Origin of the sequence: Aliidiomarina indica (assembly GCF_015354615.1) — a bacterium.
Lineage (GTDB): Bacteria > Pseudomonadota > Gammaproteobacteria > Enterobacterales > Alteromonadaceae > Aliidiomarina > Aliidiomarina indica.
Window position 1 is genome coordinate 1 of the sequence record NZ_JACAVQ010000012.1, and the last position, 18,214, is coordinate 18,214.

Annotated in this window: 18 protein-coding genes; 14 read left to right on the top strand and 4 right to left on the bottom strand. The window is 48.1% G+C overall.

Translation table 11 applies throughout. The features are described 5' to 3' along the window. Window positions 1-67: 67 nt before the first annotated feature. Window positions 68-415: a DUF4870 domain-containing protein gene (locus tag HXZ99_RS11890; protein WP_194757514.1), complete on the bottom strand. Its 348-nt coding sequence runs from the start codon at window positions 413-415 to the stop codon at window positions 68-70. Between the two features lie 126 nt (window positions 416-541). Between HXZ99_RS11890 and HXZ99_RS11895 the strand changes: the two genes are divergently transcribed. The 12 genes from HXZ99_RS11895 (at window position 542) to HXZ99_RS11950 (ending at window position 11,918) form a co-directional block, all read left to right on the top strand. Beyond that, entirely contained in the window at window positions 542-1,135 is a 594-nt protein-coding gene (locus HXZ99_RS11895) for an alpha-ketoglutarate-dependent dioxygenase AlkB family protein (protein ID WP_194757515.1), read from the top strand. A 62-nt stretch (window positions 1,136-1,197) separates the two neighbouring features. After that, on the top strand, window positions 1,198-1,533 hold the full coding sequence (locus HXZ99_RS11900) for a BolA family protein (protein ID WP_194757516.1): 336 nt from the start codon (window positions 1,198-1,200) through the stop codon (window positions 1,531-1,533). A 91-nt stretch (window positions 1,534-1,624) separates the two neighbouring features. Beyond that, window positions 1,625-2,803 carry an enoyl-ACP reductase FabV gene (gene fabV / locus HXZ99_RS11905; RefSeq protein ID WP_194757517.1) on the top strand — a complete coding sequence of 393 codons (1,179 nt, stop codon included), beginning with the start codon at window positions 1,625-1,627 and terminating at the stop codon, window positions 2,801-2,803. Window positions 2,804-3,036: 233 nt separating this feature from the next. Continuing rightward, the gene (locus tag HXZ99_RS11910) at window positions 3,037-4,377 is read left to right on the top strand and encodes a Na(+)-translocating NADH-quinone reductase subunit A (protein ID WP_194757518.1); all 1,341 of its coding nucleotides are present in this window, start codon (window positions 3,037-3,039) and stop codon (window positions 4,375-4,377) included. 2 nt (window positions 4,378-4,379) lie between these two features. Further along, a complete protein-coding gene (locus HXZ99_RS11915) occupies window positions 4,380-5,609 on the top strand; it encodes an NADH:ubiquinone reductase (Na(+)-transporting) subunit B (RefSeq protein ID WP_194757519.1) in 1,230 nt (409 codons plus the stop codon). Next, the gene (gene nqrC, locus HXZ99_RS11920; RefSeq protein WP_194757520.1) at window positions 5,599-6,354 is read left to right on the top strand and encodes an NADH:ubiquinone reductase (Na(+)-transporting) subunit C; all 756 of its coding nucleotides are present in this window, start codon (window positions 5,599-5,601) and stop codon (window positions 6,352-6,354) included. The genes HXZ99_RS11915 and nqrC overlap by 11 nt, the downstream gene beginning before the upstream one ends. Continuing rightward, window positions 6,354-6,989 carry an NADH:ubiquinone reductase (Na(+)-transporting) subunit D gene (locus HXZ99_RS11925; protein WP_194757521.1) on the top strand — a complete coding sequence of 212 codons (636 nt, stop codon included), beginning with the start codon at window positions 6,354-6,356 and terminating at the stop codon, window positions 6,987-6,989. The genes nqrC and HXZ99_RS11925 overlap by 1 nt, the downstream gene beginning before the upstream one ends. Window positions 6,990-6,993: 4 nt before the next feature. Then, window positions 6,994-7,602, top strand: coding sequence for an NADH:ubiquinone reductase (Na(+)-transporting) subunit E (gene nqrE, locus HXZ99_RS11930; RefSeq protein ID WP_194757522.1), 609 nt, complete (start codon window positions 6,994-6,996; stop codon window positions 7,600-7,602). 42 nt (window positions 7,603-7,644) lie between these two features. Beyond that, window positions 7,645-8,871 carry an NADH:ubiquinone reductase (Na(+)-transporting) subunit F gene (nqrF, locus tag HXZ99_RS11935; RefSeq protein ID WP_194757523.1) on the top strand — a complete coding sequence of 409 codons (1,227 nt, stop codon included), beginning with the start codon at window positions 7,645-7,647 and terminating at the stop codon, window positions 8,869-8,871. A 183-nt stretch (window positions 8,872-9,054) separates the two neighbouring features. Then, window positions 9,055-9,744 carry a hypothetical protein gene (locus tag HXZ99_RS11940; protein ID WP_407928527.1) on the top strand — a complete coding sequence of 230 codons (690 nt, stop codon included), beginning with the start codon at window positions 9,055-9,057 and terminating at the stop codon, window positions 9,742-9,744. Between the two features lie 8 nt (window positions 9,745-9,752). Continuing rightward, window positions 9,753-9,986 (top strand): (Na+)-NQR maturation NqrM, encoded by a 234-nt coding sequence (gene nqrM / locus HXZ99_RS11945; protein ID WP_194757525.1) that lies wholly within the window; start codon window positions 9,753-9,755, stop codon window positions 9,984-9,986. Window positions 9,987-10,091: 105 nt separating this feature from the next. Further along, the gene (locus HXZ99_RS11950; RefSeq protein WP_331458500.1) at window positions 10,092-11,918 is read left to right on the top strand and encodes an aminotransferase class V-fold PLP-dependent enzyme; all 1,827 of its coding nucleotides are present in this window, start codon (window positions 10,092-10,094) and stop codon (window positions 11,916-11,918) included. 12 nt (window positions 11,919-11,930) lie between these two features. Here the strand turns inward: HXZ99_RS11950 and HXZ99_RS11955 are convergent, their stop codons facing one another. Continuing rightward, window positions 11,931-12,929, bottom strand: a complete 999-nt coding sequence (locus HXZ99_RS11955) for a WD40/YVTN/BNR-like repeat-containing protein (RefSeq protein WP_228517991.1) — start codon at window positions 12,927-12,929, stop codon at window positions 11,931-11,933. A gap of 113 nt (window positions 12,930-13,042) precedes the next feature. Between HXZ99_RS11955 and HXZ99_RS11960 the strand changes: the two genes are divergently transcribed. Beyond that, on the top strand, window positions 13,043-14,020 hold the full coding sequence (locus HXZ99_RS11960; protein ID WP_194757528.1) for a CpcT/CpeT family chromophore lyase: 978 nt from the start codon (window positions 13,043-13,045) through the stop codon (window positions 14,018-14,020). Here HXZ99_RS11960 and HXZ99_RS11965 read toward each other — a convergent pair. Further along, a complete protein-coding gene (locus HXZ99_RS11965; RefSeq protein ID WP_194757529.1) occupies window positions 14,007-14,813 on the bottom strand; it encodes a S1/P1 nuclease in 807 nt (268 codons plus the stop codon). The two genes, HXZ99_RS11960 and HXZ99_RS11965, sit on opposite strands and share 14 nt — an antisense overlap. Continuing rightward, window positions 14,797-15,549, bottom strand: coding sequence for a YciK family oxidoreductase (locus tag HXZ99_RS11970; protein ID WP_194757530.1), 753 nt, complete (start codon window positions 15,547-15,549; stop codon window positions 14,797-14,799). Before HXZ99_RS11970 ends, HXZ99_RS11965 begins: the two co-directional genes overlap by 17 nt. Window positions 15,550-15,753: 204 nt before the next feature. On the opposite strand from HXZ99_RS11970, the gene HXZ99_RS11975 reads away from it, so the two are divergent. Beyond that, the gene (locus HXZ99_RS11975) at window positions 15,754-18,177 is read left to right on the top strand and encodes a VolA/Pla-1 family phospholipase (RefSeq protein WP_194757531.1); all 2,424 of its coding nucleotides are present in this window, start codon (window positions 15,754-15,756) and stop codon (window positions 18,175-18,177) included. Window positions 18,178-18,214: the final 37 nt, after the last annotated feature.

The following is an 18,214-nucleotide window of genomic DNA, read 5'->3' on the forward strand; positions in this document are numbered from 1 at the left end:
TACTCTCCGGCGCTGGCGAAAGGCCAGCCCACGATCCAACGCGGTGCGTTGGCTACGGGGGTTCTGTTCAAATAACCGTTCTTTCTTTTAGGAATTGAATAGAAAGCGGGTACGGCCATGCTTCACCGTCGGCTGCTTTAATGGCGCCAATGATAGAAAAGATCAGATTACATACACCGATGGCGATTAGAATTAAGACACCGATTCCTATAACCATGAGAATCGCGCCGATAATACTGTAGATCAATGCACTGAGCATCCAATTCACAACGATTTTTCCGTGTCGATCGACAACGGGATCGTCCTTCTTAACCAACCACATGACGAGTGGGACAACCCATCCTATCCCTGGAATGACTAATCCACTTAAAAGCGATAGGTGTAATAACATGACATACTGACGATTCGATTCCATAACGCTAGCTCCGTATAATGCCGATAGAGGCTTATTGATATAGTTTTACTTGATTAAAATTAGCAGAGTTTCTTTCAGAGGCAATTTATTTACACGGGTTAGATGGATGAATTTATTGAGGTTTCAATGGGGCTGAAGCTAGAAAGTCATCGGCTGCGATTGCCTGATAGCACATTGTACTATGTCGCAAACTGGTGTGATGCCAGGGATGCCGATCGGCTGTTTGATTCGCTCCGCACTGAACTCCCTTGGCAGCAAGGTGATGTGAAGTTATTCGGAAAGGTATATAAAACCCCGCGCTTGCAATCTTGGCACGGAGATACTGGAATCCGATACACGTATTCGAATGTTGAATTACAAGCACACAACTGGACTCCTTCGCTAAGTGAGTTACGTAATCGCTTGCTCAGCTTAGATATAGAAACCAACTCGGTTTTAGCTAATTTTTATCGCGATGGAAAAGATTCCATGGGCTGGCACCGGGACAATGAGCCTGAATTGGGTAAAGAGCCACTTATAGCGTCGGTTAGCCTTGGTGCGGAGCGTGATTTTATTTTGCGCCATCGAGGGAATCAGCAGCGTCACGTGATTCGATTAGAACATGGCAGTTTGCTTATTATGGCAGGAACGACGCAACATTATTGGGAGCACGCGCTGCCTAAACGTATGCGTGTTGATACGCCTCGAATCAATTTAACCTTTCGACAGATTAAGCGCTGATGGGAGATCATAAGCGCGGGACGCGTTATACTGACACTATTATCAACGGGATGAGGTCGACAATGAGCAATATGCGTGATCAGATTGAAAAGAAACTCGTGGATGAGTTCTCACCGGATTACGTGGATGTGAAAGACGAAAGCTATATGCATGCCAGTGGTCCACAGGCGCAGTCGCATTTTAAAGTAACACTCGTTTCAGAAGCCTTTGATGGGTTACGCTTAATCCAACGCCACAGAGCGGTGAACGCTGTACTCGCGGAAGAATTGCGCGATCAGATTCATGCGCTAGCCTTACATACATATACACCGCTAGAGTGGAAAGAAAAATTTGGTCAGGTACCCAGTTCGCCAGCATGTCGTGGTGGCAGTAAAGAAGATTCAGCAGCATCTAATTAAAACTACGTAGCACATCAGATGTGCTACGTTTACACCCTCGGGTAATATATTCGGTTATATTTTTCGAAGTTAACAACAGGAACTTGAAGCAATGGTCATAAAACCAAAAATTCGCGGCTTTATTTGTACAAATGCGCACCCCATTGGCTGCGCGGAAAATGTCCGCCAACAAATTGACTATGTGAAATCTACGCCTCATATGAATATTGGCCCGAAACGTGTCTTGGTGATCGGTTGCTCCACCGGATACGGCCTTGCTTCACGCATTATGGCAGCGTTTGGAAGTGATGCGAAAACCATTGGTGTTTGCTTTGAAAAAGAGCCAAGTGAGCGCAAAACAGGGACGGCGGGCTGGTACAACACAGCGGCTTTCCATCAATTTGCGAAGGAGGCTAACCTCTATTATCACACCATTAACGGCGATGCGTTCTCTGACGAAATAAAAGCAGAAACCATTGAACGTATTAAGGCCGATTTGGGTCAAGTTGATCTCGTGGTTTACAGTCTGGCTTCGCCAAAACGCAAAGATCCAGTGACTGGCGAAGTTTACTCTTCAACACTCAAGCCTATCGGCAAGCAGTACACCACGAAAACGTACGACACTGACAAAGATCTGGTCCATGAAATTACTTTAGATCCCGCTAACGATGATGAAATTGAACAAACCATTAAAGTAATGGGTGGCGAAGATTGGGAACGCTGGATTGAGCAGTTACATGCAGCAGATGTGTTAGCGGATGGCTGTCAGACGACCGCCTATACCTATATCGGTAAAAAACTTACTTGGCCGATTTACGGTCATGCCACCATTGGTAAAGCGAAGGAAGATCTCGACCGGGCGGCCGCGTCATTACGTCGTGGCTATAAAGATGTTCACCTGAAGGCTTGGGTGTCGTCTTTGAAAGCGTTGGTAACACAGGCGAGCTCTGCCATTCCAGTCATGCCGTTGTATATTTCATTGATATATAAAGTGATGAAAGAAGAAGGCACGCACGAGGGGTGTATCGAGCAAATCTATCGTTTATTTACCCAAGATTTATATGTCGAAGTGCCAGAGATGGACGATCATAACCGCCTTCGGGTTGATGGTTTAGAAACCAACGATAGAACTCAAGCCAAAGTTGAAGCCTTGTGGGAACAAGTAACACAAGAAAACTTCCATCAACTTGCTGATTACGAAGGTTATCATTCAGATTTTCTACGCCTATTTGGCTTTGGAATCGATGGCGTCGATTATGACGCAGAAGTGAATCCAGTAGTTGATTGGTAAACTGTAATTACCAGGGAATACCAATTAATTTTCAAGATTGGCATGGTCAGTTTTACCAAAAATATGTAGAATACGGCCCTGGAAGTTACAGGGTAGCTTTAGCATGTCCCGCGCGGTGTGCACATTTCAAATGTGTACTGGGTAAACGCGGGCTTGCTTATATGGTTGTATTCTGTCGCGACAAACGAATTTTGAGCTTTCAATCTTCCCTAAATTGAGTAGTGCAAACGCGTATGATTACGATAAAGAAAGGTTTGGACATCCCTATTGCGGGTGCGCCACAACAAATCATTGAAGATGGTCCTACCATCAAAACCGTTGCTACATTGGGTGAAGAGTATGTGGGTATGCGCCCGACCATGCATGTCCAGGTCGATGACCGGGTCAAAAAAGGTCAGGTTCTTTTTGAAGATAAAAAGAACCCAGGCGTTAAGTTCACTGCTCCAGCCTCTGGTGTAGTTAAGGAAATCAACCGTGGTGCGAAGCGTGTACTGCAATCTGTTGTTATCGAAATTGATGGCGACGAGCAGGAAACGTTCGCAAAATACGACGAAGGCAAATTGCTGCAATTGAGTCGTGAAAATGTACAGCAAAACTTAGTCGATTCAGGCTTATGGCTTTCGCTGCGCACCCGTCCTTATTCAAAGTCTCCTGCACTTGATTCTGAACCTAAGGCGATTTTCGTCAACGCAATGGATTCCAATCCACTTGCGGGCGACCCGCTTTTAGTCATCAAAGAGCATGCGAAAGATTTCAGTAACGGCCTTAAAGTTTTAAGCCGTTTAACTGAAGGCAAATTGTATGTGGTCACTGCTCCAGACGCTGATATCGATTTTGATAGTGCGCCAGTCACTCACGAAACCTTCCAGGGTGTTCATCCTGCGGGCAATGTGGGTACACATATTCACTTCTTGGAAGGTGTAAACATGACCTATCATGTTTGGCACGCAAGCTACCAAGACGTGATTGCAATCGGTAAGTTATTCACTACCGGTGAACTATTTACAGATCGCGTTGTGGCTTTAGGTGGTCCAGGCGTGAAAAATCCGCGTTTGTTGCGTACTCGTTTAGGTGCAAATCTAAATGAATTGACGGCTGGTGAGTTAGCAGAAGGGAAACAGCGTATTGTTTCTGGCTCTGTGCTTAACGGCCATAAAGCGTCAGGTGCTCATGCGTACCTTGGACGCTTCCATAATCAAGTATCCGTACTTGAAGAAGGCGATGAGAAACATTTGTTCGGATGGATTTGGCCCGGCAAAGAGATGCACTCAATTACGCGTGCATACGCAGGCCATTTGTTCGGCAAGAAACTGTTCAATATGAACGCCTCAACCAATGGTTCAGACCGTGCGATGGTACCAATCGGTACTTATGAGCGCGTTATGCCATTGGATATTCTGCCTACTTTGTTGCTACGTGACTTGTGCTCTGGGGATATCGAGAGTGCACAAGCTCTAGGCTGTCTGGAACTGGACGAAGAAGATCTGGCCTTGTGTACCTACGTGTGCCCAGGAAAGTATGACTTCGGCCCAATTCTGCGTAAGTGCCTGACCACGATTGAGAAAGAGGGCTGATCATGAGCTTGAAGAATTACTTAGAGAAAATCGAACCCCAGTTTGAGCCAGGTGGGAAGCATGAAAAGTGGTACGCGCTTTACGAAGCCGTAGCGACTATTTTGTATACGCCAGGTTATACCAACAAAGGTAGTACGCACGTTCGCGACAATGTTGATTTGAAGCGAATCATGATCTTTGTATGGTTGATGACTTTCCCGGCCATGTTCTACGGAATGTATAACATCGGTTTCCAGGCGTCACTAGCTGTCGCTGAAGGGTATAGTCTCGCTGACGTATGGCAAGTTAGCCTGTTCCAAATGATGGGCGGTAGCTTTGAGAACGCCGGTTGGGGAACCATGCTGTGGTACGGTGCCTGTTGGTTCTTACCTATTTATGCCACGGCATTCGTGGTGGGCGGTTTCTGGGAAGTACTGTTTGCGTCGGTGCGTAAGCACGAAGTAAACGAAGGCTTTTTCGTAACCTCAGTACTATTTGTACTGACCTTGCCAGCGACTATTCCACTGTGGCAGGTGGCATTAGGTATCACTTTCGGTATCGTGATTGGTAAAGAAATTTTCGGTGGAACTGGCCGTAACTTCTTAAACCCAGCCCTTACTGGACGTGCATTCCTTTACTTCTCATTCCCAGCAGCAATTACGGGCGACCAGGTATGGAACGCGGTTGACGGCTATTCCGGCGCGACGCTGTTAACACAAGCGTTCAACGGTGAAGTTGACTACGCTAATATTGCCGGTAGTGGTTATTTGGAAGGTGCTTACACCTGGATGGACGCGTTTATCGGACGTATTCCAGGCTCAGTGGGTGAAGTATCTACCATCGCAGTACTTCTTGGTGGTTTAGCCTTAATTTACTTCCGTATCGCAAGTTGGCGCATCGTGGGTGGTGTGCTCATCGGTATGGTGCTGTTCTCAAGCTTACTGAATCTCATCGGCAGCGATACTAACCCAATGTTTGCAATGCCTTGGTATTGGCATTTGGTTATCGGTGGCCTAGCGTTCGGTATGGTGTTTATGGCAACGGACCCAGTGTCTGCGTCCTTCACCAATCAAGGTAAGTGGGCATACGGTATCCTTATCGGCTTTATGACGGTAATGATTCGCGTAATTAATCCGGCCTTCCCTGAAGGTATTATGTTGGCGATCTTATTCGCGAACGTATTCGCACCATTGTTTGACCACTTTGTAGTACAGGCCAACGTGAAGCGGAGGGCGTTACGTCATGGCAAGTAAGAACGATACAATGGGTAAAACCTTTACGGTTATTATCCTCCTATGTTTGGTGTGCTCGATTATCGTATCGGGCGCCGCCGTAGGGTTGAAAGAACGTCAGGAAGCGAACGCGGCACTGGCAAAACAGCAAAACATTTTGCGCACTGCTAACGTTGACCTGCAAGGGCGTTCTGCAGACGTTGTGTTTGCTGAGCGAGTACGCTTAATGACCTTTAACCGTGAAACACAAGAGCTAACAGAGCATGATTCTTTGTTTGCTCTTGAAGATGCACTTGCGGCATCGTCAGCCAAAGAAGGCGGCGAGCGGGCAGCGCAAGCTGGCGTACGTGGTCTACGTGCAGATATCCCTGTATATGTGGTTCGCGGTGAAGACAACGGCATTGCATCCTACGTTATTGACATCCGTGGTTCAGGACTATGGGGCATGATGTATGCCTTCTTGTCTTTAGATCCGGATGGACAAACAATTCGCGGTATTAACTTCTACGAGCACTCTGAAACTCCAGGTCTTGGTGGCGAAATTCAAAACCCACGCTGGCGTTCAAACTTTGAAGGCAAAGATGCCATCGATAGTGACGGTAACGTTGCGATTCGTGTGCGCAAGGGTGCAGGTGATAACGAAGTTGATGCATTATCTGGGGCCACCATTACAAGTGACGGAGTCGACAGAACATTCCAGTTTTGGTTGAGTCAAGAAGCTTACGGCGCCTTCCTGATGAAAGTACGTGAAGAGGGAGCGATCTAATGGCTAGCACAAAAGAGATGAAGCAAACGTTATTTGGTCCGATTTTTGCCAATAACCCAATTGCTTTACAAATTCTTGGGGTCTGCTCAGCATTGGCGGTAACCGCCAAAATGGAAAATACCTTGGTAATGTGTATTGCACTTACCTTCGTATTGGTTTTATCGAACGTGTCTATTTCGATTATTCGGAACCACATTCCTTCGAGTGTGCGAATCATCGTGCAGATGACGATCATCGCGAGCTTGGTAATTGTCGTTGACCAATTACTGAAGGCCTTCGCTTATGACATCGCTCAGGAACTCTCGGTATTCGTTGGTCTAATTATTACCAACTGTATCGTGATGGGCCGAGCAGAGGCCTTCGCCATGAAAGAAGGCCCAGGCATGTCATTCTTGGACGGTTTAGGGAATGCATTAGGCTACTCGGTTGTTCTTCTTACGGTTGGTTTCTTCCGTGAGTTGTTCGGCTCAGGCAGCTTGTTTGGTTACCAAATCCTGCCACTCATCACTGAGGGCGGTTGGTATACGCCAGTTGGATTGTTGGTTCTACCACCAAGTGCGTTCTTTATTATCGGCGGCTTTATTTGGGTGTTACGTATTTTCCGCCCAGAGCAAGTAGAAGCGAAGGAGTCTTAAGGTCATGGAACACTATTTAAGCATGTTCGTCCGTGCAGTGTTCATTGAGAACCTAGCACTCTCGTTCTTCCTAGGAATGTGTACGTTCCTAGCGGTATCCAAAAAGGTAACAACAGCGCTTGGCCTTGGCATCGCAGTAATTGTGGTATTGGGCTTAGCGGTTCCTTTGGGTAACTTGGTTAACACTTATGTGTTAGCGCCTGGCGCGTTGGCTTGGGCAGGTTTCCCAGACGCTGATTTGAGCTTCTTGCGATTCCTTACCTTTATCGGTGTTATCGCAGCATTGGTTCAGATCTTGGAAATGACATTGGATAAATACCTTCCTGCGCTGTATAACGCGTTGGGTATTTTCCTTCCGCTGATCACTGTGAACTGCGCGATCTTTGGTGGTGTTTTGTTCATGGTTGAGCGTGATTACAATTTCACCGAAAGTATTGTGTACGGCGTAGGTAGCGGCGTGGGCTGGGCCCTTGCAATTACTTTGTTGGCTGCAGTACGGGAAAAACTGAAGTACGCGGATATTCCTGATGGCCTTCGTGGTCTTGGAATTACCTTTATCAGTACCGGTTTGATTGGTTTGGGCTTTATGTCGTTCTCCGGCGTATCCCTCTAAACCGTTGGTGTAACGAAGTAGCGGAATAAAAGGAACAAGTCGATGCAAGAAATATATCTTGGCGTGGGCATGTTCACCATTATTGTAGTAGCTCTGGTTGTGGTGATTATGTTCGCCAAATCAAAGTTGGTACCTTCTGGTGATGTCCAGATCATCATTAACGATGACGAAGAAAAGACGATTACAACCCAACCGGGTACGAAGCTTCTGAATGCATTATCAAATGCGGGAATATTCGTGTCTTCTGCTTGTGGTGGTGGTGGTTCATGTGGTCAATGTATCGTGCACATTAAAGAGGGTGGTGGTGAAATTCTCCCGACTGAGCGCGATCACATTACCCGTGGTGAAGCTCGCGACGGTGCTCGTTTGTCATGTCAGGTGAACGTAAAACAAAACATGAAAATTGAACTTGATGAAGAGATCTTCGGCATCAAGAAATGGGATTGTGTGGTGCGTTCGAACGATAACGTGGCTACCTTTATTAAAGAGCTAGTGCTTGAAATTCCAGACGGTGAATCGGTTCCATTCCGCGCGGGTGGTTACATTCAAATCGAGGCGCCGCCTCATCATGTGAAGTTTAAAGATTTCGAGATCGAAAAAGAGTATCGCGGTGATTGGGATCGCTTTAAGTTATTCGATTTAGAATCGAAAGTTGATGAAGAAGTTATTCGCGCTTACTCAATGGCGAACTACCCAGAAGAGCACGGTATTATCATGCTGAACGTGCGGATCGCGACTCCGCCGCCAAATGATATGACGTTACCGCCAGGTAAAATGTCATCGTATATCTTCAGTTTGAAGAAAGGTGACAAAGCAACTATTTCTGGACCTTTCGGTGAGTTCTTCGCCAAAGAAACAGAAGCAGAAATGGTATTCGTTGGTGGTGGTGCAGGTATGGCCCCTATGCGTTCTCATATCTTTGATCAGCTCCGTCGCTTGAACAGTAAGCGTAAGATCTCATTCTGGTATGGTGCGCGGTCGAAACGTGAAATGTTCTATGTTGAAGATTTCGATATGTTGGCCGAGGAAAACGATAACTTTGAATGGCATGTTGCATTGTCTGATCCAATGCCAGAAGACAATTGGGAAGGGCAAACTGGGTTTATTCATAACGTTCTTTTTGAGAACTACTTGAAAGACCACCCAGCCCCAGAAGATTGTGAATTCTATATGTGTGGTCCGCCGGTGATGAACGCGGCTGTGATCAACATGTTGAAAGATCTTGGTGTTGAAGATGAAAACATCATGCTTGATGATTTCGGTGGCTAAGGCCTCGCGGTGTTCGTAAGCCTCATCGAAAGACAGACAAAATGGCTGGCCCTTCTTGGGCTAGCCTTTTTTGTTTCCGGCTGTTCTGAAAACTATGACATAGAGCAAATATCTGGGAATGTTCTCGGTTACGAGTATCGCGTTGAATTCCTTCCCGCTCATCCTAATCATACGGAGAACCGAGTGAGTCAGCGGGTTCAGGGAATTATGCAATATGTGGCAATGCAATTTTCGGTTGAGTACCCGCAATCGGAAGTGAATCGCCTCAATCGCTGGGAATCCACAGATGCCTTTGTACTGACGCGTGAGTTAGAAGGGTTAATTCGACAAAGCCTGCACCTGCGCGCTCTGTCTGAAGGTGGTATTGAGCTGTTTCACGCAGATATAGCAACGGACCAAGCACCTGTTCGTATCCAAAACCACCAACTAATCAAATCAGATGCATCGGTAACGGTGGAACTAGATAGCTTACTACGTGGCCATATGGCCGATCGTATTGCAGATATTCTCGATTTAATGAATGTGCAAACCTATCGCGTAGAGATAGACAACCAACTACGCCTTCGCTCTCCCAAGCGTCGTGGCCAATATCAGCGCGTTGAGTTTATCGATATTGAGAGTTTCTATCTGAATGTTCGAGATGGCGCTGTCGCTAGTGCGTTCTCAGCAGATGAATCGAATATTGAACGCGTCATAGTTCTCCACGAGAATGCGGCAGAGGCAGAAGGCTTGGCCCGTTGGTTTGCGCAGCTATCACTTGAAGAGAGTTTATCTGCGGCTAACCAGCACAACGTGTCGGTTGTTTTTTTCGTGCGTGAAGATTCGGGCTTAACGCGGTATAATAGTTCGGCATTTGCAAACGAAGTATTGTGAGGTAAACCATGCAAACCTTGATGTTGGCTTTCGTATTGATGTTGATCGTCATTGCGGGTATGGCCATTGGGTATTTAATTCAGCGCAAGTCAATCAGCGGTAGCTGTGGCGGCATTGGCGCATTGGGCATGGATAAGGCCTGCGATTGTGACGACCCATGCGAGTCGCGCAAAGCAAAAATGGCCAAAGAAGCAGCACGTAAAGAAAAAGAACGTGCGTGGCAAGAGAACAGAATTCAGTAATACTGAGCTCAAGTTTTTGATGAAGCGCACTGAGGTGCGCTTTTTTATTGTTTGAATTTAGATATAATGAAAAGGAATAAGTTATAACCAATGAGGCATCTTCCTGTGTCGTTTCTGCTCTCTGCCCATAGTTCCCATTATCCCCATGAAATATTTATGGATGCGAATGCGACAACGCCCGTATTGCCGGCGTTGCAAGAGCTGATGAGCAAGGTGTACCAAACCCATTACGGGAATCCTAGCAGTCCCCATTATGCGGGTATTCGTGCGAAGCGTGTGCTGAACGATACCCGCAATGCTGGTGCTCACTTGTTTGCTTGTGAGCCTGATCAAATAATATTTATGAGTGGGGCAACCGAAGGCATTAATACAGCGGTGCTTTCTGTATTGCAGTCTTACGCAGGAGGCAAAGGTAAGGGCTGCTACTTGCTCTATAGCGCCACTGAGCACAAGGCGGTTCCGGAAGCGTTACGCCATTGGAATACGTTATTACAGGTGGAAGCTGAGGTCATGGCTATTCCCGTGGATAGGGAAGGCCAAATCGATCTTGAATTTCTGCGCGCACATGTGGGCGACGCACTTATGATATGCACCATGGGCGCGAATAACGAGACGGGTGTGTATTGCGACCTAGCTGCCCTCGAGCGCGAGATTCGCGCTCTTCGTTCGGATATTCCCTGGTTAGTAGATTGTGTGCAGATGCTGGGTAAGCGCCCGATCGCGTTAGGGAAAACGACGATTGATTACGCGCCCTTCAGCGCCCACAAACTGTATGGTCCGAAAGGGGTTGGTGCCTTGTACGTGCGGACTGGCGCGCCCTTTACACCTTTGCAAACGGGTGGTGGTCAGGAGCGTGGTTTGCGAGGTGGTACTGAGAACGTTGCAGGCATTGCAGCCCTAGGACAAATATTTACCTGGCTAAATGATAGAGCAATCAGTCCTTTTCAAGACTCAGAAACGCTGTACGGCTATCGTCAGACTATCATTGATGCACTGCAATCGGCATTCCCGAAACTTACGCTAAATCAACCTCTCGATAGGTCACTGGCTACGACTATTAATTTCTCGGTTGCAGGATATAGTTCGTCTGAGTTGATTGCGATTTTTGATGCGGCAGGAATCAGGGTGAGCGCAGGTTCTGCCTGTAGTACCGGAGGCGCTCGCAGCTTTGTGCTCGATGCAATGGGGTTGCCTACTTGGCAGTCGGAAGGGGCCATACGCATGTCGTTTGGGCCAGCATTCAGTCAAGCTGATCTCGATACTTTATGTGAGCGCCTCACCTTTATTCGCGACAAAATCACAGGGGCAAATCCGTGGGGGCAGGGTGCACTCTACATTCCTGATCCTATGACATCGGGTAGCGCTTGGATTATGTGCCGAACGACACAACAAGCGCTTGCGTTAACTGATTCCCCTGACGTAATGCAGGGAATTGAGTCTTGTTGTCCAGAAACCGACTGGCAAATTCAGGTCTGGAACAAAGAATCTCAAGATTTTGCCGGATTCCGTTTACATCGCGAAGCAAACGGAGTTCGCATCACAGCGTTAGCCACCGAGCGTTCAATTCAGCTCACTGATGCGGGCATTGTGGTTGCGCACACCCCGTCACCTAAGTTAATGGCAGTGTCCGAATTTAATTGTGAGCAGATGACATTTATCGATGTAAGGGAACAATCGGAAGCGCTTGCTCAATACCATGAATATCCAAGTCCATGTTTGCAGACCATTCCCCGCGCGCTATGGTGTGACTACGTGTTGCGTGCCGAACCTGAGGGTTCACCGCGGCCTATTTTCTTTTGTCGTTCAGGGAACCGCGCCACAGAAGTGGCGCGTCTAGCGCTAAGTGTGGGCTGGCAGGATGCTTGCGCATGTAATGCCGCAGCATCGGAAGTATTTGATTGGCTGCGTCGTCAGAAAACGCCCGTCGAGTAGACGGGCATTTCTCTACTCTTCTAGGGAGAGCAGGTTGAGCTGGCGGTTATCGTCAAGATACCAACAGAACGATTCATCGAAGCAGGAAATCGATACGACACCCGCCGAACTGACAGATTGCCATTGGTCACCGAAGTCTTCAGATCGATAAAAACCTGATGCGTTGCCTGCCAGAATCGTGCTGCCAGCGGCGGTCATTTGGGTGAGAGCGCCTTGTACCGGAGGCGCGCTTAATTGTGTAAACTCGTCTTGGAAAAATCGGAATAATTCAGGTTGCGCCTCATCTCCTGCCGCGCCGCCAGCAATTAGAAAATCACGTTGACTGATAGGGAAAACAGCGTGTACACCAGAATCAGGCCCAGCACTTAAAGGCGTATCTAACACTTGGAAGCGCAATGATGTTCTTCCTTTGTGCATTATGCGAGCAGTTGTACCTCCCAGAGTGCCCATCACAAATGTATTATTCGCAAATACTGCGCATTGGCCTTCGCTCGAAGCGGCCTCGCTAGGGAGTGGCCGTTCTGAGAAACCGCTGCGCGATGCAAGCCAGTTGCTGCCGTTACTGCTACGGATAACGTGCCAGTTATCATCGAGAGTATCACCTAAAACAAAGCCCTCGCCATCTGGAATCAAGGCAAAACAGCGGAGTTCTTCATCGCCATTACCGCGATACATCTGGCGCCAACTAAAGCCCCCATTACGGGTTAAAAGTAAACGGCTGCGCTCTCCACGGCCGGTAGAGAGCACAAAAGCGTGGCGATCGTCGAAGGCCTTGAGTTGTCGAATAACGAGGTTTGCTGTGCGTCCACCGGGCGTAGAAACATCCCAGCTTTCACCGCCGTTACTGGTAACGGCAACTTGCCCTTCATAATTACCGACCCACACAATATCTTTATTTACCGCATACACGGCAGACCAATGTCCTTCGGGTAAGCCGAAATTCTCAGCCGCGGCGCTCGGTAAGGCTAAGCATCCTAATACAAACAGTATGTTCCGCATACGAGCTTTCATAATGATTACACATTCCTGTTTCTGAGATAAAACCAGCTTATGATATATTGCCAATAAATAAGAACGGACACAAACAGCGCTTGGATTTATCAGGCAGCTATAAGAGAGTATCCATGTTCAAATCTGTACACCATTTTATCAAACGCGCGCAGTTTCAAACCTTATGTTTATTGGGTATTGCCATCGTAACTGTTTCTGCACCAACTGTATCGGCAAATGCGCAAAGAAATGCGGATATCGACCAATTAAAAGAATACTTGATTGGTGACTTTTCCAATTTACGTCACATGATGACTACAGGAGAGGGCGTAGGTCAGCCTCCCGTACTTCTGCAGATTACCCCCGCCGAATGGGATGGGGAGCAGGTTCTCATCGCTCGACAAGCCCTTGTTTCAGCACCGAATGAGCCTTACCGAATTCAGGTTTATCGGATTCGCAAAGACCAGCGCAGTGGTCAGCTAGTGCAAGATATATATGTGGCTTCACCTGCTCTAAATAGCAGCGAGCACTCCCTGTTATTTGAATCTGCAGAACGACTCGCGGGCTGCAGTATCAGATGGCGTGTTGAAGCGGGTCAGTTCGTTGGTATAAGGGACGGACGTCGGTGTAAATTTCGCGACCAGCACGGTCGCGAAATAAGTATGTCGTCCCGGCTGCTAGTAACTGCAGAGCAATTGATTATTGAAGATTCAGCCATGGCGCAGGGGGAGGATTTCATTTTAGGTCGCCCACTCGGCGAGGTGAATGTTTATGAGCCTATTCGATTCATGTCTGCACAGATCATGTTTCTTCCGTCCGGTGGGCAAGCGAATGATGAGAGTGCGTGGTTATCGGTCGATACCTATCGACCGCTACACGATCACGATGTTCGTATACCGCTCGTGGCTTCCGCGGATGGCATGTTTATCGGTCACGATATTCAACTTCTCGGTTTCGCTGACGACGAGACGCAATTGCAACTTCGAATTTATCGCTTTTCAGATGCAGAGCCGCTCGACGATGTGACGATGGAGTTTGATGGTGAGACATGGCATGCGGAAACGGAACGTTTCCGCATTCAATTAGTGCCTGTGGCTATTAATGCGTTGTAGCGCGACTTGCCGCGTCATTGATTATTTGTGCCATGCGCTGAGCCGAGAGAATCAATTGATTTTCGACTACAGGGCGTGCTTGACGAAAATAGCGTTCACCTAGAGCGGCATTGTGTTCGGCCCGTGGATACGCGTTAGAGCGTGCTAAGTCTGATGACTCATTGGCCCAATCGATAAGTGCCTGATGCCAATCATCACGTGGCGCTGGAAGCGGATTCAAACGTGCCTGCATAGCGGGTGATGGCATCTCATCCATACCGCGAATCATAACAGTATCCCACAAGCGATGGAGATTGGTTTCCGTTCCGAAAAATGTCACCCGTATATCATTACCGCCACGGTCATGCTGATAACCCATGTGTAAAGGCTGGTGCATATCGGTGATCCAATGGCTAAAGGTGCGCAACGCACGTGCTTGCTCTTCTGCTGAGCGGGTGGGATCAAGCATGATCTCAATGTCATCCATAGCCGCGCCCACGACACAGCGTCGATTTGGACAATCACGCTCTAACACAAAATAGTCTTCTTCAGGAGGGACGTTGGCGAAATGCAATGGTCCCATCCAGCGTCCTTCTTCAGTGCCACGCACACGGTCAGCCCATGTGGTCATGGTGGCTAATGAATCTTCGCCGACAATATCCATCCGTTCTTGCACCCATGCACGCGCTTCCGGGGTGAGGTAATGCCATGTCATTTCGCCAATATACTCATGGCCTTGAAACCCCCATGCATCAAGCTTGGTAGGTGTTAGCAAGAAAACGCCAATAATAAATCCGCTAATAAGTTTGCGCATCAAGAGACTCCCCTGTGATTTGCTTCGCGTCATCTGACATTAAGAAAAGATAGACGGGCATGATGTCCGCAGGTGTTTTTAGCTTTTTAGAATCTTCCGCCGGATAAGCTTTGGCCCGCATCATGGTACGAGTTGCACCGGGATTGATGACGTTGACCCGCAGCGGTGTGTTCTCATATTCGTCAGCGATGACTTGAGCCATGCCTTCTGTTGCAAATTTGGATACGGCGTAGGGGCCCCAATGGGCACGTCCTTTGCGACCTACACCCGATGAGGTAAAGATAATGCGAGGGGAAGGTGCTTTTAACATGACCGGTATCAGCGCCTTGGTCATCATAAACTGAGCAGTGACGTTGACGTGTAATACGTCGTTCCACGAGGCTAAATCAATATGGGTAAACGGCGAAAGCACGCCGAGCAGGCCCGCATTATGGAGCAGTCCATCTAAACGACCAAATTGCTGTTCTATAGTAGCGGCCATGTCACGATAATGACTTTCAGTTGCGCCTTTCATATCCAGTGGGACAATGGCTGGCTCAGGATAACCAGCGGCAACGATGTCATCGTAGACAGCTTCGAGTTTCTTTGTCGTGCGCCCCAAAAGAATAACAGTTGCTCCGTGGCGAGCATAAGTTAGCGCGGCTTCGCGACCAATACCATCACCGGCACCCGTCACTAAAATAATTTTTCCTTGAAGCGCCCCTTCGGAAGCTTGATAATTTTGATAATCCTGCATAACTTTGACATATCGTAAGTGAACTTTAGGGGCTATTGTACATCTTTACGGGATCGAACTCAGTAAACAGATCCGAAACTCAACGATTTTTCTTTAATAATCATCGACAGAGGTGTATAACTTTCTGTTAACGAATTTAGAACGGCTGTTTGATACTGTCGCTCGAAAAATGAGAATTAGAACAACAAGGATTGGGGATACCTCATGAAAAAACTGTTTCTATCACTAGCCATCACTACTGCACTCGGCCTTACCGCGTGTACACCTGATGGAGAAAGCGCACCCGCCACTGAAACCGCAAGTAATGTTCCAGCGGCTCGGGTTGCATTTGATCCAGGTGCAGGCAACTTGCCAGTACCTAGTGATATTCTTCTTAGCGGAACCACAGACGGGACGCTAAACATCCCCGTCCCGGACAATACCGATTTCGGTAATCCGCAAAACGCGTTAAATGGTCTCGACGGGTGGTCGACGGCGATGCCACTGACGTTCAGCTTTACTTTGCCGCGCGACGAAGATGGTAATGAAGTAGGTATCAACCCGGGCACGGTAACAGCGCAGGGTTCTATTCGCGTGTTTAAAGTGGTCATGGGTGGCGACTTCCGCGATGCAGATTGTGTTGCGCAACCTGCAGGCACTGCCTGTAAGTTTGTTGCCGAACTGCAACACGGCACCGACTTTACCGTTGTGTTTAGTGGCGGTCAGGCGCAAGTGATTCCTTTGCGTCCTTACGAACCTAAAACAGGCTATGTTGCTGCGTTAACAAATAACATTCGCGATAACATGGGCCGTCCAGTGCAGCCTTCTTCTACGTACTACTTACTGAGCAAGCCGTTGGCAACTGATCCAATTGGCGGAGCCCAAGAGCAGGCGTTGCAAGGCGTGATTAATAGTTACCATGCAGTATTAGGGCAAGCAGGTGTGAATACAGAGAATGTTATTTACAGCTCTGGCTTTACTACGCAGTCGGTCGGTGATGTTCTGGGTGTAGTGAAGCAAATGATGCTTACGCCTGAACTACGTCCAACAATGGAAGCAAATCCAACTGGCATGACCGTTGCGCAAGCGATGGGAATTCCGCCAAGTAGTCAGCCTTCGTTCTTAATTGCGAATTCAGCTGACTTATATGTTGGTGAAGTTCGCCTTCCTTACTTCAGCCCAATTCCAACGGCTGAGAATCCAACGGCACCACTATCTGGTCGTTGGCAAGCAGGCTTTGTGAGCCCTGTAGCCATTATCATTGGGCTGCAATCTGGTCAGGTAACGGTTGAAGAGCTAGTGGGCTTGGGTATTGATCCCGCCGACTTAGCAAACCCAGCTGCGTTAGCAGGTCAGATTCCTTATGAAGCTGCAGAAGGTACGGCACTGGTTCAATTAGACCGCTTCCGTCACCTCACTAAATTTAATCCGATTCCACGTCCGACGACGATTGCCGACGTGCCCTTAATGATGTCGACGCCGAATCTTGCAAATGCAAACTTGGTGCGGGCAGCAAATGGTATGGAACCGCTGGAAATGCCACAAGGTGGCTGGCCAGTGGTTATCTTCCAGCATGGTATCACTGGCGATAAAACCAACTTTATGGCCATTGCGGGTACTTTAGCGGTATTTGGTCATGCGGCTGTGGCTATTGATCACCCAGTTCATGGCGACCGTGGCTTTACGGTGACAGACGGCGAAGGTAACGTGGTTGCGAATATTAACGCGACCTCGGGCCTAGGTTCACCCACGAATTATCTGAACTTAGCGAGCTTACTGACAGCCCGCGATAATTTACGCCAATCAAGCTCTGATCTAATGGGTTTGCGTTTGAGTCTTAACTTTTCAAACCAGACAGGTACCATGATTAACCCAACGGATGTGAAATTCGTGGGGCATTCACTGGGTGCCATTGCAGGTACTAACTTTATCGCCACGGCAAATACGCCACTTACCGGTGATTTAGCGAATTTCCAAGGTTTGTTCCAAGTACGCGCTGGTGTACTAGGGATGCCTGGAGGCGGTATTGCACCATTCCTCGTGGAGTCTGAGCGTTTTGGACCGGTAATTGGTGGTTCAATTGCGTTCCAGTCGTTCAACTACTTCCGCGATTACGCGATTCAAGAAGCGGTGGCTTCTGGTATCGATCCGCAGACACCACAGTTTGAAGCCTTCTTGCCGCAAGCGTACATTCAGTTCTACGATGGCGGTATTGCAACGGCAGCGCAACAAGCGGCACTGCAAGCGGTATTAGGACAGTTCCAGTTTGCAGCGCAAACCGCGGTAGACTCGGGCGATCCAATTAACTACGCGGCACAATTGCGTGGCACAGAAACGCCGCTGTATCTGATTCAAGCGAATGGCGACAAAGTGGTACCTAACAGCACTGCGCATCCATTAGGTGGCACAGCGCCATTAATTCGCGAGTTAGGTTTACCTTTCGCGAGTGGCCCGCAACAAAGTGCTGATCCTATTAGTGCGGCAGTTCGTTATGTAGGTGCAGGCCACAGTTCATTGCTGAATCCGGCAGATAACGACGCTGATCCGAACACGCGTGCGGCGATTACCACCGACATGCAACAATCGATTGGTATCTACTTCGAATCGATGCAACGTTTACTTCAGATCAATCCAGATCTGGTACAATAAGCATCGCGAGAGTGCATTGATTAAAAAGGCCAGCTTT

Excerpts from the sequence above, each read along its gene's own strand:
- HXZ99_RS11975 (WP_194757531.1), top strand. The coding sequence starts at position 15,754 with ATGAAAAAACTGTTTCTATCACTAGCCATCACTACTGCACTCGGCCTT.
- HXZ99_RS11965 (WP_194757529.1), bottom strand. The coding sequence starts at position 14,813 with ATGCGCAAACTTATTAGCGGATTTATTATTGGCGTTTTCTTGCTAACA.
- nqrF (WP_194757523.1), top strand. The coding sequence starts at position 7,645 with ATGCAAGAAATATATCTTGGCGTGGGCATGTTCACCATTATTGTAGTA.
- nqrC (WP_194757520.1), top strand. The coding sequence starts at position 5,599 with ATGGCAAGTAAGAACGATACAATGGGTAAAACCTTTACGGTTATTATC.
- HXZ99_RS11970 (WP_194757530.1), bottom strand. The coding sequence starts at position 15,549 with ATGCAGGATTATCAAAATTATCAAGCTTCCGAAGGGGCGCTTCAAGGA.
- HXZ99_RS11900 (WP_194757516.1), top strand. The coding sequence starts at position 1,198 with ATGAGCAATATGCGTGATCAGATTGAAAAGAAACTCGTGGATGAGTTC.
- nqrE (WP_194757522.1), top strand. The coding sequence starts at position 6,994 with ATGGAACACTATTTAAGCATGTTCGTCCGTGCAGTGTTCATTGAGAAC.
- fabV (WP_194757517.1), top strand. The coding sequence starts at position 1,625 with ATGGTCATAAAACCAAAAATTCGCGGCTTTATTTGTACAAATGCGCAC.
- HXZ99_RS11890 (WP_194757514.1), bottom strand. The coding sequence starts at position 415 with ATGGAATCGAATCGTCAGTATGTCATGTTATTACACCTATCGCTTTTA.
- nqrM (WP_194757525.1), top strand. The coding sequence starts at position 9,753 with ATGCAAACCTTGATGTTGGCTTTCGTATTGATGTTGATCGTCATTGCG.
- HXZ99_RS11925 (WP_194757521.1), top strand. The coding sequence starts at position 6,354 with ATGGCTAGCACAAAAGAGATGAAGCAAACGTTATTTGGTCCGATTTTT.
- HXZ99_RS11910 (WP_194757518.1), top strand. The coding sequence starts at position 3,037 with ATGATTACGATAAAGAAAGGTTTGGACATCCCTATTGCGGGTGCGCCA.
- HXZ99_RS11915 (WP_194757519.1), top strand. The coding sequence starts at position 4,380 with ATGAGCTTGAAGAATTACTTAGAGAAAATCGAACCCCAGTTTGAGCCA.
- HXZ99_RS11960 (WP_194757528.1), top strand. The coding sequence starts at position 13,043 with ATGTTCAAATCTGTACACCATTTTATCAAACGCGCGCAGTTTCAAACC.
- HXZ99_RS11955 (WP_228517991.1), bottom strand. The coding sequence starts at position 12,929 with ATGAAAGCTCGTATGCGGAACATACTGTTTGTATTAGGATGCTTAGCC.
- HXZ99_RS11895 (WP_194757515.1), top strand. The coding sequence starts at position 542 with ATGGGGCTGAAGCTAGAAAGTCATCGGCTGCGATTGCCTGATAGCACA.